This is a genomic window from Delftia sp. (genome assembly GCF_059499305.1).
In genome coordinates this window covers 94,402-107,994 of record NZ_JCABYI010000024.1, presented here as the reverse complement: position 1 = coordinate 107,994, position 13,593 = coordinate 94,402, and the positions used below count along the sequence as shown (strand labels likewise).

General features: G+C 58.6%; 9 protein-coding genes. 8 read left to right on the top strand and 1 reads right to left on the bottom strand.

Annotated features, from left to right (window positions below; translation table 11 throughout):
- The first annotated feature begins 215 nt into the window (after positions 1–215).
- The 3 genes from AC5I49_RS14745 (at position 216) to AC5I49_RS14735 (ending at position 4,937) form a co-directional block, all read left to right on the top strand.
- The gene (locus AC5I49_RS14745) at positions 216–2,579 is read left to right on the top strand and encodes a DNA translocase FtsK (protein WP_016445764.1); all 2,364 of its coding nucleotides are present in this window, start codon (positions 216–218) and stop codon (positions 2,577–2,579) included.
- Between the two features lie 28 nt (positions 2,580–2,607).
- Entirely contained in the window at positions 2,608–3,243 is a 636-nt protein-coding gene (lolA, locus tag AC5I49_RS14740; RefSeq protein WP_026062340.1) for an outer membrane lipoprotein periplasmic chaperone LolA, read from the top strand.
- Positions 3,244–3,410: 167 nt separating this feature from the next.
- The gene (locus tag AC5I49_RS14735; protein WP_017405194.1) at positions 3,411–4,937 is read left to right on the top strand and encodes a methyl-accepting chemotaxis protein; all 1,527 of its coding nucleotides are present in this window, start codon (positions 3,411–3,413) and stop codon (positions 4,935–4,937) included.
- Here AC5I49_RS14735 and brnQ read toward each other — a convergent pair.
- Positions 4,924–6,237, bottom strand: coding sequence for a branched-chain amino acid transport system II carrier protein (gene brnQ / locus AC5I49_RS14730; protein ID WP_017405195.1), 1,314 nt, complete (start codon positions 6,235–6,237; stop codon positions 4,924–4,926). The two genes, AC5I49_RS14735 and brnQ, sit on opposite strands and share 14 nt — an antisense overlap.
- Before the next feature lie 442 nt (positions 6,238–6,679).
- Between brnQ and AC5I49_RS14725 the strand changes: the two genes are divergently transcribed.
- The 5 genes from AC5I49_RS14725 to AC5I49_RS14705 all read left to right on the top strand — a co-directional run bounded on the left by AC5I49_RS14725 (position 6,680) and on the right by AC5I49_RS14705 (position 13,588).
- On the top strand, positions 6,680–7,123 hold the full coding sequence (locus AC5I49_RS14725; RefSeq protein WP_495789567.1) for an AAA family ATPase: 444 nt from the start codon (positions 6,680–6,682) through the stop codon (positions 7,121–7,123).
- Positions 7,116–8,417, top strand: coding sequence for a replication-associated recombination protein A (locus AC5I49_RS14720; RefSeq protein WP_495789566.1), 1,302 nt, complete (start codon positions 7,116–7,118; stop codon positions 8,415–8,417). Before AC5I49_RS14725 ends, AC5I49_RS14720 begins: the two co-directional genes overlap by 8 nt.
- A gap of 66 nt (positions 8,418–8,483) precedes the next feature.
- Positions 8,484–10,112, top strand: coding sequence for a site-specific DNA-methyltransferase (locus AC5I49_RS14715; RefSeq protein ID WP_495789565.1), 1,629 nt, complete (start codon positions 8,484–8,486; stop codon positions 10,110–10,112).
- Between the two features lie 14 nt (positions 10,113–10,126).
- Positions 10,127–12,859, top strand: a complete 2,733-nt coding sequence (locus AC5I49_RS14710; protein ID WP_495789564.1) for a DEAD/DEAH box helicase — start codon at positions 10,127–10,129, stop codon at positions 12,857–12,859.
- Positions 12,860–12,904: 45 nt separating this feature from the next.
- Positions 12,905–13,588, top strand: coding sequence for a PIN domain-containing protein (locus AC5I49_RS14705; RefSeq protein WP_495789563.1), 684 nt, complete (start codon positions 12,905–12,907; stop codon positions 13,586–13,588).
- Positions 13,589–13,593: the final 5 nt, after the last annotated feature.

Genomic DNA, 13,593 nt, shown 5'->3' with positions numbered 1-13,593 from the left:
AAAAAAGATACATCGGGCACAGCCATGGAGTATCGCTCCGCAGCCGGGTTCCCGTTGCCATGCGGATCAATGGCCCGGATTGTCAAAAATGATCGACATGGCGCCGTCATGCTGCGGCGTCATGTTCTGTTGCAAGTGCTTGCATTACGCTAGCAGGCCGTCCTGGCTGTTTTTGCGGCCAGCCCGAGGGGGCTGGGGTAAGCTCCCGCCTGCGTATGACCTACTCATTGAACGCTCTGAACGCTTCCACATCCGCCAAGGGCAAATCCAAGTCTGCGGCGCGCCCCGGCATGGTGGCGCGCTTCGGCCATGAAATGCTGCTGTTGGCGGGGCTGCTGGCCCTGGTGTTCTGGCTTGCCTCCATGCTCAGCTACTCGCCCCAGGATCCAGCGTGGTCCACCTCCGGGGCGGGACACGCGCGCCTGGTCGCCAACTGGATGGGCCGCGTCGGAGCCTGGCTGGCCGACGCCTGCTATTTCGGCTTCGGCATGTCGGTCTGGTGGCTGGTGCTGGCCTCGGTGCAGACCTGGATGTCTTCCTTCGCCCGCTGGCTGCGGGGCGGCGTGCCCCGCGATGGCGTGCAACTGCCGCCGCTGTGGCGCCGGCGCCTGCGTTTCTGGGGTGGCCTGCTGCTGCTGCTGGGCGCAAGCTGCGCGCTGGAATGGACGCGGCTGTACCGCTTCGAGAGCGTGCTGCCAGGCCCTGCCGGCGGCGTCTTTGGCTACATGCTGGGCTACCACAGCCTGCAATGGCTGGGCTTCATGGGTTCGGGCCTGATCGGCATCTGCGTGGCCGTGATCGGCCTGGCCATGGTGTTCCGCTTTTCCTGGGGGCATCTGGCCGAATCCATGGGCGCACGCCTGGATGGATGGGTGCATTTCCTCTTCGCGCGCCGCGAGAAGGCCCGGGACGAGGCCGCAGGCCGCCGTGCCGCGCGCGAGCGCGAAGAGGTGTTGCAGGAAGAGCGCACGGAAAGCGCCGTGCAGCACCCGCAGCCCGTGCAGATCATCGAGCCCGTGCTGCAGGAGGCGGCAGCCCCCAGCGTGCGCGTGGTCAAGGAGCGCCAGAAGCCGCTGTTCTCCGAATTGCCCGACAGCAAGCTTCCCCAGGTGGACCTGCTCGATGCGGCGCAGCAGCGCCAGGAAAGCGTCTCGCCCGAGACGCTGGAGATGACCAGCCGGCTGATCGAAAAGCGCCTCAAGGATTTTGGCGTGGAAGTGCATGTGGTGGCCGCCATGCCCGGCCCCGTGATCACGCGCTACGAGATCGAACCGGCCACGGGTGTCAAGGGTTCGCAGATCGTGAACCTTGCCAAGGATCTGGCGCGCTCGCTGTCCCTGGTGTCCATCCGCGTGATCGAGACGATCCCCGGCAAGAACTTCATGGCGCTGGAGCTGCCCAATGCCAAGCGCCAGTCCATCCGCCTGTCCGAGGTGCTGGGCTCGCAGGTCTACCACGACGCCAAGAGCATGCTGACCATGGGCCTGGGCAAGGACATCGTAGGCAACCCGGTGGTGGCCGATCTGGCCAAGATGCCGCACGTGCTGGTGGCCGGCACCACGGGTTCGGGCAAGTCGGTGGGGATCAACGCCATGATCCTGTCGCTGCTGTACAAGGCCGAGGCCCGCGATGTGCGCCTGCTGATGATCGACCCCAAGATGCTGGAAATGTCGGTCTACGAAGGCATTCCTCACCTGCTGTGCCCCGTGGTCACCGACATGAAGCAGGCCGCCAATGGCCTGAACTGGTGCGTGGCCGAGATGGAGCGCCGCTACAAGCTCATGAGCAAGCTGGGCGTGCGCAATCTGGCGGGCTACAACACCAAGATCGACGAGGCCAAGGCGCGCGAGGAATCGATTCCCAACCCCTTCAGCCTCACGCCCGAGGAGCCCGAGCCGCTGCAGCGCCTGCCGCACATCGTCATCGTCATCGACGAGCTGGCCGACCTGATGATGGTGGTCGGCAAGAAGATCGAGGAGCTGATCGCGCGCCTGGCCCAGAAGGCCCGCGCGGCCGGCATCCACCTGATCCTGGCCACCCAGCGCCCCAGCGTGGACGTGATCACCGGCCTGATCAAGGCCAACATTCCCACGCGCATCGCCTTCCAGGTCAGCAGCAAGATCGACAGCCGCACCGTGCTCGACCAGATGGGTGCCGAGTCCCTGCTGGGCATGGGCGACATGCTCTACATGGCCAGCGGCACGGGCCTGCCCGTGCGCGTGCACGGCGCCTTTGTGTCCGACGAGGAAGTGCACCGCGTCGTGGGCTACCTCAAGGAGCAGGGCGAGGCCGACTATATCGAGGGTGTGCTCGAAGGCGGCACGGCCGAGGGCGACAGCGAGTTCGGCGCGGAGTCCGGCGACGGCGGCAACGGCGAGAAGGACCCCATGTACGACCAGGCCGTGGAAGTGGTGCTCAAGGACCGCAAGGCCAGCATCTCGTATGTGCAGCGCAAGCTCAGGATTGGTTACAACCGCTCGGCCCGCCTGCTGGAAGATATGGAAAAGGCGGGCCTGGTCAGCGGTCTCACGGCCAGCGGGCAGCGCGAAGTGCTGGTGCCGGCGCGCGCCGGGGAATGAGCCCGCATTTCGCAATCATGGAGAAAGAATGAAACGTCTGTTGACTGCAGTTGTGATCGCGGCAAGCGCGACGGCCTCGTGGGCCGATGGCCTCAAGAGCCTGGAAGCCTTCATGAAGAATTCCCAGGCCGGCCGCGCCGAATTCACCCAGGCCGTCACGGCCCCGTCCAAGGATGGCCAGCCGCCGCGCACCAAGAACTCCAGCGGCCAATTCGAATTCCAGCGTCCCGGCAAGTTCAGGTTCGTCTACACCAAGCCGTTCGAGCAGACCATCGTGGCCGACGGCAAGACGCTGTGGCTCTATGACGCCGACCTCAACCAGGTCACGCAGCGCGCGCAGGCCCAGGCCCTGGGCAGCACGCCTGCCGCCATCCTGGCGTCGGCCAGCGATCTCAAGGCGTTGAGCGCCGACTTCGATCTGCAGTCCGCGCCCGAGCAGGATGGCCTGCAATGGGTCCAGGCCAGCCCCAAGGACAGGAACGGCCAGCTCAAGAGCGTGCGCGTGGGCTTTGCAGCCGATGGGCAGCTTTCGGCGCTGGACATCCTCGACAGCTTTGGCCAGCGTTCGCTGATCCGCTTCAGCAAGCTGCAGACCCAGGCATCCCTGCCGGCCACGACCTTCGAGTTCAAGGTGCCTGCGGGCGCCGACGTGCTCAAGCAGTAATCCACCGCTGCGCAGGGCGGCCCTTCAAGAACCTCACACGCTGCGGTGCGCAGTTTGTGAGGTTTTGTAATGGTTTTGCCTAATATCGCCGGGACAATAGCGGCCTGCGGCCAGCGACTGTTTCGACGTCCCTTCGAGGACATGCTGGCCGGCTCTCGCATGTCTTTATGAACCTCAGTCGCAAGTTGCCGCTCGCCATTGCCATGGCGCTGCTATTCACCCTGGCCGCCGGATTCTTCGGCCTCTGGTCGGCCCATCAATCCCTTGGCGTCTTTCACGGCGACGTACAGCGCCACATGGCCGCAGAGCGCCTTGCCGCAGAAGTGGAAGGCCACTTCAAGACCCAGGTCCAGGAATGGAAGAACGTGCTGCTGCGCGGCTCGGACAACGCGCTGCGCGAACGGCACTGGAAGGGCTTTCTGTCCGATGAGCGCGCCGTGCAGGACAAGACCACCGCCTTGCTGGCCCTGGTGGAAGACACCGCCCTGCGCGAGATGGCCCAGCGCTTTGTGGCACAGCACCGCAAGATGGCCGAGGGCTATCGCGTGGGCCTGGACAAGTTCGAGGCCACGGGCTTCGACCCCTCCGTGGGCGACATGGCCGTGCGCGGCGTGGACCGCGAGCCGGCCGAGCTGCTGTCCCGGCTCAAGGCCGGCATCGCTGCCCAGAGCAAGTCCGTGGCCGATGATGCCTACAGCAGCGGCAGGCGCGCCACGGAATTGAGCCTGGCGCTGATGCTGGTGGCGGCCGTGGCCGGCGTGGCCATTGGCTGGCTCATCACCCGCGCCGTGGTGGCACCGCTGCGCAGCGCGGTCCGGCTGGCCGAGAACGTGGCCCGTGGCCATCTGACCAATGCCATAGCGAGCGGCGGCCGCGACGAGCTGGGCCAGCTGCTGCGGGCGCTGGGCGCCATGCAGGAACAGCTGCGCAGCATCGTCGTGGAAGTGCGCGGCAATGCGGAGCAGGTGGCATCCGCCAGCTCGCAGATCGCAGCGGGCAACAGCGACCTGGCCCAGCGCACCGAGCAGCAGGCGTCGGCCCTGCAGATGACGGCATCCTCCATGGACCAGCTCGACTCCACCGTGCGTGGCAATGCCGATCACGCAGAGAAGGCCAACCTGCTGGCTTCCTCCGCCAGCGACATTGCCACGCGCGGCGGCGATGCCATCTCGGCCGTCGTGGGCACCATGCGCAGCATCCAGGATGCGTCCGAACGCGTGGTCAGCATCATCGAGGTGATCGACGGCATTGCCTTCCAGACCAACATTCTTGCGCTCAACGCGGCCGTGGAGGCCGCACGGGCCGGCGAGCAGGGCCGGGGCTTTGCGGTGGTGGCCGCCGAGGTGCGCACGCTGGCCCAGCGCAGCTCGGGTGCGGCGCGGGAGATCCGCGACCTGATCCAGGCCAACGCCCAGCGCGTGGCCCTGGGCGCCCAGGAGGTGGACAGTGCGGGCGCGACCATGGCCTCGGTGCAGGAGGCGATTGCCAAGGTCTCGCGCATGATCGGCGCCATCAGCCATTCCAGCGGCGAACAGAGCGCGGGCGTGAGCCATGTCAACAGCGCCATCGTCCGCATCGAGGAAGGCACCCAGCAGAACGCCGCGCTGGTGGAGCAGACCAGTTCGGCCGCCGAGAGCCTGCGCAAGCAGGCCCATCAGCTGGTCGAACTCATGTCAAGGTTCAGGACGGCTTGAGCGCGGCGGCGGGCGCAGGGCGCAGCCGGTCGTGGAGGGCGGCCAGCACCAGGGTCGCGGCCACGGGCAGGGCCCAGCCCATGCCGTTGCCCGGCAGGCTGTTCAGGAACGCGGGCAGCCAGTCCTGCCAGCCGGCAGCCCTGGCTGCATCGATGAGACCAAACAACAGGGCCACGGCCAGCACCGGTGCGAACACCCGCTGCGCATTGCGCCACAGGCCAGACAGCAGGCTCAGCACCACCAGGGCGATGGCCAGCGGGTAGATGCCCACGAGCACGGGTCCGGATACGGCGATCAATTGGGCCAGGCCCTGGTTGGACACCAGAATGCAGGCCAGGCCGATGGCCACCACCACTGCACGGTAGGGCAGGCGCAGCATTTGGCTGAAGTAGGCGCCGCAGGCACTGACCAGGCCCACGGCCGTGGTCAGGCAGGCCAGGGAGATCACCACGGCCAGCAGCAGGCTGCCGATGGGGCCGAAGGTGTGATCCACATAGCGCGTGAGGATGAGCACGCCGGTCTGTGCCTGCGGGGCGATGGACTGGCTGGTGGCGCCCAGATGGATCAGCGACAGATACACCATGCCCAGTCCGACGGCGGCGATCACGCCCGCGACGATGGCGTAGCGCGTCTGCAGGCCGGTATCGGAGATGCCGCGGTCACGGATGGCGTTGACGATGACGATGCCGAAGGCCAGCGCCCCCAGCGCGTCCATGGTCTGGTAGCCCTCCAGGAAACCTTCGGTCAGCGGCGACACCAGGTAGTCGCCACTGGCCCTGGTGGCCTCCCCGGCCGGCAGCAGCACGGCGGCGGCGCCCAGCACCACCAGCGCCAGGATCAACACGGGCGTGATCAGCTTGCCGATGTTGTCGATCAGCTTGCCCGGGAACAGGGACAGGCCCATGACCAGGGCGAAGTACACGGCAGAGTAGATGAACAGGGCTGTGCTGCTGTGGCCCATGAAGGGCGCAAAGCCCATCTCGAACGACACCGTCGCCGTGCGCGGCGTGGCGAACAGCGGCCCCAGGATGAGATAGATCAGCAGGCCCAGCACCATTCCGGCCTTGCGGCCCACGGGCGAGGTCAGTGCGTCCATGCCGCCGCCCACGCGCGCCAGTGCGACCACCGTGAGCAGGGGCAGGCCCACGCCCGTCAGCAGGAAGCCCGTGGCCGCGGCAGCCGCGTGCTCGCCGGCGCCCTGGCCGACCATGGGCGGAAAGATGATGTTGCCCGCGCCGAGGAACAGCGCAAAGGTCATGAAGCCTAGGGCGATCAGGTCCCTGGTCTTGAGTGTTTGCATGGATGCAGAAATGAAAAGGCCCCGCATTGCCGCATGGCAGGCGGTTCCGTAAACGGAGGGAGGCGCGGGGTTGGAAGGCTGCGATGACGCAGGCCCGAAGGTCGCGCGCGGATCGCGCGGCCGGCTCCGCAAAGGGCAGCATTTTAGGGCTGCGGCCCGAAGCAGGTGTGAAATGTCAGTGATTGCTCTTGATGGGGTGCATGCAAACAATCCATGTCGTTTCAGTGACATGCCTGGAGGCGATGGCCATATTCCCGTCTGAAGATCAGGAGTTTCAGTCCACGGCCGACATCAGGCATCAAGGCCTGGCGCACCTGCGCCAGCCATGGCGTGGACAATGGCGCCATGGTTCTGCAACTGCATCTGTTCCCTTTGGCGAAGAATCCGCAACACGGGCTGCCGCACCTCGCGTGCGGGGAGCGGCTTTCGAGAGAGCTGCCCCATGGCTGATCTGTTCACCCAGGAGCCCTCCGCACCACTGGCCGAAGCCCTGCGGCCCAAGACCCTGGACGAGGTCGTGGGCCAGTCCCACCTGCTGTGCGAAGGCAAGCCGCTGCGCCTAGCCTTCCAGTCGGGCAAGCCGCATTCCATGATCTTCTGGGGGCCACCCGGCGTGGGCAAGACCACGCTGGCCCGGCTCACGGCCACTGCCTTCAAGTGCGAGTTCATTGCGCTGTCGGCGGTGTTCTCCGGAGTCAAGGACATCCGCGCGGCCATGGAGCAGGCCCAGCAGAACCTGGCCATGGGCAGGCACACCATCCTGTTCGTGGACGAGATCCACCGCTTCAACAAAGCTGTCAACCATTTTATAAATCAATGGCTTAGAAAGTCGTTTGTGCAATTTATTGTGCTTACCCGTTGTTCAGTGGGGGTGAAGCATGGCTGATCTGTTCGCACAAGAGCCCTCCGCTCCACTGGCAGAAGCCCTCCGTCCGAAGACCTTGGACGAGGTTGTTGGACAGTCGCATCTGCTGGGTGACGGTAAGCCTTTGAGGTTGGCCTTTCAGTCGGGCAAACCTCACTCCATGATCTTTTGGGGGCCGCCAGGCGTTGGCAAAACGACCTTGGCCCGACTTACTGCTACGGCCTTCAAGTGTGAGTTCATCGCCTTGTCTGCGGTGTTCTCAGGTGTCAAAGACATCCGTGCTGCTATGGAGCAAGCGCAGCAGAATTTGGCTATGGGCAAGCACACGATCTTGTTCGTGGACGAAATTCACAGGTTCAATAAGTCGCAGCAAGACGCTCTTCTTCCCTATGCCGAAAGTGGGCTTGTGACCTTCATTGGGGCCACGACTGAGAACCCTTCGTTTGAGGTCAATTCGGCGCTGCTATCGCGTGCTCAGGTCTATGTCCTGAAGTCGCTGACCGACGAAGAACTGAAGCTGCTCTTGAAGCGTGCTCAAGAAATTGCCCTCGGCCATCTGGTGTTTGACGACCTTGCTAGGGACACCATCATTGGCTACGCAGACGGCGACGCACGGCGCTTCTTGAACCTGCTGGAGCAGACCAGCACAGCAGCAAAAGCTTCGGGTATCACTACTATCACGGCTGACTTCTTGCAGAACGCCTTGACCTTGAACAGTCGGCGCTTTGACAAGGGCGGGGACAATTTCTACGACCAGATTTCAGCCTTGCACAAGTCGGTGCGCGGGTCACATCCAGACGCGGCCCTCTACTGGCTCACACGCATGTTGGACGGTGGCGCAGACGCAAGGTATCTGGCACGGCGCATCGTTCGCATGGCTTGGGAAGACATTGGCTTGGCAGATCCAAGGGCCATGCAGATAGCCAACGATGCTGCCTTGACCTATGAGCGGCTGGGAAGCCCCGAAGGTGAGCTGGCCTTGGGGCAAGCTGTAATCTATCTAGCTGTTGCTGCCAAGAGCAACGCTGGCTACAACGCCTACAACGCGGCTAAAGCCTTCGTGAAGCAGGACAAGAGCCGTGAGGTTCCTGTGCATCTTCGCAATGCTCCAACAAAGTTGATGAAAGAACTGGGCTACGGTCATGAGTATCGGTATGCTCATGATGAACCCAATGCCTATGCTGCTGGCGAGACTTACTTGCCCGACGGCATAGAAGAACCTGGCTGGTATCAACCAGTCCTAAGAGGTCTTGAAGTCAAGATTTCTGAAAAGCTAGCTGTTCTGCGGAAGTGGGATGAAGAAGCTGGCGAGTAGAGATTACACAGATTCCGATAAACATACACTGGCAAATTTGCCGGTGGCTGACAAGAAGACAGATTTATGCCGACGCTCAACTGGGTGGGAAAAAATAAGGTGGTCAACCACCATCATGATGTGCCGTTCCGCCTACTGGATAAGCAGTACATTTTCAAGGCAAATGAAGGTTTGCCGGTCAACTCTACTAACAATCGTATCATTCATGGAGACAACTTAGAGGCGTTGAAAAGTCTGCTTCCTGAGTTTGAGGGAGAGGTAAATTGCATTTACATTGATCCTCCTTACAACACAGGTAATGAAGGCTGGGTGTATAACGATGCTGTAAATGATCCGAAGATCAAAAAATGGCTTGGTCAAGTCGTCGGAAAAGAGGGCGATGATCTAAGTCGGCATGATAAGTGGCTGTGCATGATGTATCCGCGCTTGAAATTGCTTCATCGGTTATTGGCGAAGGATGGGGTAATCTTTGTTTCAATTGACGATAACGAGGTTTTCCACCTACAGCTACTTTTAAATGAAATCTTCGGAATTCAGAATTTGCTTGCAACTTTTGTATGGAAGAGAAAAGCGGGGGGTGGTGACGACAGTGAGCACGTAGCAACAGAGCACGAGTACGTACTCTGTTATGCCAAGCGCAAGCAATTGGCAAAAATTAGCCGTGTTTTGCATGAGAGTCCTGCAATGACCGCCAAGTACAACAAGATTGAAAATGGTCGTCGTTACTATCTTGAGCGTCTTGACAAGACAAGTCTCACCTATAGTGAATCTATGGATTTTCCCATCGACTGCCCCGATGGAACCTCCGTGTCCCCGCCACACCCAGACCCAAATAACCCGACAACTTCTTGGCGCTGGTCTGAAACCTCGGTTAAAGATCGACGCGACGAACTTGAATTTATTCGGGAGAAAAAAACGAACGAATGGCGAATCTACACAAGAACTTGGGAGCCCTTGGAGGGAGTTACCCCGCGCAGCCTATTGGTTGAAAAGGACTTTGGTCGAAATCGTGATGGCACTCAGGAGCTTGACTCCATTTTGGGTCCGAAGGTCTTTAACAACCCAAAGCCGACTAAGTTGCTAGATCACCTTATGCAAATGGGGGCTTCGGATAAAAATTCTGTGGTGCTTGACTCATATGCGGGTTCTGGATCGACGGCACATGCAGTATTGAAGTTGAATAAAAAAGATGGTGGAAATCGTCGATTTATCATGTGTGAAATGATGGATTATGCTGAGGCAATCACTGCCGAGCGTGTACGACGTGTGATCAATGGGTATGGCGAAGGTTCAAAAGCTGTAGTTGGGTTAGGTGGTGGATTTGATTTCTATACCGTTGGGGCTGCTTTGTTCAAGGAGGATAAGAACCTCAACGAAGAAGTTGGGGTTAATGCCATCAGAGACTATGTTGCATACACAGAAAATCTTCCTGCTGAGAAACGATTCACTCAAGAAAACCCAGTAAGTCCGTATGCATTAGGTGCAACGGAAACGGCTTTGTGGGTCTTTCGCTATGAGCGTGATCAAGTCACAACTCTTGATCTTGACTTTCTGGGTAGCTTGAATCTGAAGTCTCTTTCGGCTCGTCCAGAACAGTTTACTATTTATGCCGATAAGTGCGCTTTGGATAAGGATTTCCTCTACAAGCACTCAATCACGTTCAAGCGCATTCCGCGCGATATCACTCGTTTCTAAGAAGAAAGATAAAAATGGAGCTGAAAGACTATCAGGCCGATGTGCTCACTGATTTGAGTGTTTATCTGGATACCCTGCTTGAGTGCAAGGGCCATCTTCCAAACGCTTTTGCCAAGTTTTGGCAAGAACGGGGCGTTCTTAATCAGGTCTACAAGAACAACATCAAGGAAGTTCCTCATGTCTGCGTGAAGGTTCCGACTGCCGGTGGTAAGACTTTCATTGCAGTCAATGCTTTGGAAAGAATTTTCTCTGCGTTCTCTGAATACAACCCGACTCGTCCAAAGTTCGTGGTTTGGCTGGTTCCCTCCCTGACCATTCTTGAGCAGACTGTCAAGAATCTGTCCAACATCGATCACCCCTATCGTCAGCGTTTGAACGATCTGTTCAATGGGCGTGTGCAGGTCTATGAGAAAGCTGACGTTCTGCAAGGTGCTGGCTTCAATGCCGACACCGTAAAAGAACAGCTTTCCGTAGTTGTCATGTCTTTCGATTCTTTGAAAGCGACGAACAAAGAGAATAGGAAGGCTTTTAAAGAAAACGGTTATCTCGCTTCATTCTTAAATGATCAGACCGAAGTTGTAGAGCCTCTTGAGGATACTGATCCTTCGGCGCTCATCAACGTCATGCGCAACCTGAAGCCTATCGTCGTGGTAGACGAGAGCCACAATGCCGAAAGCACATTGTCGGTTGACATGCTTCGCAACCTCAACCCAAGCTTCATTTTTGACCTGACTGCTACGCCCCGCGATAACAGCAACATCATTAGCTACGTTGATGCGCTGCGGCTCAAGAAGCAGCACATGGTGAAGTTGCCGGTGATTGTTGCCAACCAGCGCAGTCAAGAAGATGTGATCATGGCCGCGCTCAACATGCGCCGCCAACTGGAAGAGTTCGCCAAGAAAGCAGAAGCGAATGGCGGTGGCTACATTCGGCCTATTGTGCTGTTCCAGGCTGAACCGAAGACCAAAGACGATACGACCACCTTTGAGAAGGTGCGTGAGATTCTTGTCGATCTCAACATTCCTCCCGAACACATAGCCATCAAGACAGCCAATGTGAACGAATTGAAGGGTGTTGATTTGCTCAGTCGCACATGTCAGGTGCGATACATCATCACCGTCAATGCCTTGAAGGAAGGTTGGGACTGCCCGTTTGCTTATGTGTTAGCGACGCTGGCAAACAAGTCTTCGGTTGTTGATGTGACCCAGATTTTGGGCCGTGTTCTGCGTATGCCCTACACACGCAAGCACAGTGTGGAACTGCTTAATCTGAGCTATGTCTTCACGTCTTCTAGCCAGTTCCAGAGCACGCTGAACCAGGTGGTGGCTGGTCTGAACAAGGCAGGCTTTTCCAAGCGTGACTATCGGGAGGTCGATCTCTCGTCTATTCCGGTCGATCCAGCGCCGCAGTCTGATCAGCAGAGCCTTCCTTTGCCGCTGCCAACTGACACCACACCAGCGCATCCGTCTGGTGATGCTGCTGACGTGTTGGAGGTGGAGACGAGCAAGCTCAATCCAAACTGGGAACAGCAGGCTGTTCAGCAAGCCACCGATACCTCAGAGGGTGAGCAGGCTATTGGCGAGCAAGGAGCCGAAGCCACGCCTAGCAACCCTGTTGTTGCAGGAGTAGAAGCGATCAAGGCGCAGGCCGTTGAACAAGCCAAACAATTTGAACAACAGGCCAAAGATGCCACGGGGGATAGCTCCCCTGAAGAGTTGAAAGCGCACATGAACGAACACAAGATAAAACCTATGTTCGAGCAGTCTGTGCAGGCCATCAAGCTGCCTCAATTCTTCATCAAGGTGCCTTCGGACGGTGGCTTCTTTGACGCTGGTGATGAGTGGCATAAGCTGGCTAAAGAGAACCTGCTGTCCAACTTTGTGTTGGCAAATCTAGATGCCACGGTCAACTTCACTGCTATTGAGGCAGACGTCTATGCAGTAGATGCGCAAGAGATTGGCAATGGGGAAAGTGCGCCTGCATTCAAGGCTGTCAAGAAGGCTGAGAAGGAACGGCTCAACAGCATCATCCGAAGCCAGCCACCGTCAGGTCAGATCACTTCCATCGTTGGAAGACTGTTCAGTCTTATCGGGAAGAACGCTTTTTATCCGATTGAAGATAACGACGTAAAGCACTACTTGACCCGCATTGTTCAGGCCATGAGTCATGAGCAGCGCACAGACTGCCTTGAGCGTGACTACGCCTACGTCAAGGTGATCAAGGAAAAGATCCAGAGCTTGGCTAGTGACTATGCGGCAAAAGAATTTAGCAACTGGCTGACCATTCAGAAGGTCAAGCTTCGGCCAACGTTCGCGTTTCCTGCAACGATCACACCTAGTGAGAACGCTCCGGCCATCAGCAAGAGTTTGTATGTCACTGAGGCGGGGGTGAACTCGCTGGAAGCACGCACGATTCGTGGCGTGGCTGAACTGGAGAACGTTGTTTGGTGGACCCGCAATCTGGAGCGAGGAAAGGGTTTTGCCATCAATGGCTTCCTCAATCACTATCCAGATTTTGTGGTTCTGACGGAGAACAAGAACATTGTTGTCATTGAGACGAAGGGCGATGACCGTGACAATTCAGACTCAAAGGATAAGCTGAGGCTTGGCAAGATTTGGGAGTCACAGGCCAATCAGATAGCCCATGAAACAGGCTACCGTTATCATTACATGATGGCCTTTGACAACAGCAAAATTGATGGTGCCAACACCATCGGTGAAGTGTTGAAGTTGATTGAAAACTTGTAGCAAAAAAAGAAGCACCCTTATGGGTGCTTTTTTTTGGTCAGTCGCATGGGGGACGAAGAAAAGATGCAGAGTAAAAAGCTGTTGCTAGTTGATCTGGAGAACAAGCACAAGGTTGACTTGTCACCGTTGGATGAGAGCTTCAGGGTCATCATCTTCGTGGGGGCCAACCAGAACCCTCCAAAGGCTTCCAAGAAGCCCGCCACGGCCCACAGGTTCAGCCGCGTGGACTTCCTGAAAATCTCAGGCGCTGGCAAGAACGCTCTGGACTTCCACATTGCCTTTGAGCTTGGCAGGACCTTTGAGACAGCATCTGACACCGAATGCTTCGCGCTCAGTGGCGACAAAGGCTTTGATCCCCTGCTGAACCACCTGAACAACAACGGCATGAGCTGCCGCAGAGTGGAGAGCATTGCTGAACTGGTGCCGGTCAATGTCGTGCCCTTGGTGCCAACTGACCAAGTGGTGTGTCCGTTCTGCAAGAAGGCCAGCACGATTGAGCATCATGGTGGACACTGGTGCAGCAACTGCGGTAGGTTTGCCACGCCTCCTGATCCCAAGCTACTTCCGTCCAACCAGAAGGGCTATAGAGAGCCTGAACGGTATCGGTATGAGGACACGACCAACTATGGCATGTGTGGTTGGTGCCACCAACGAACCGACCTGACGGGAGGCATCTACGATGACGGGGAGTGGATGTGTGGTGGCTGTATAGCTCGTTATGCCCGTTGAAAAAA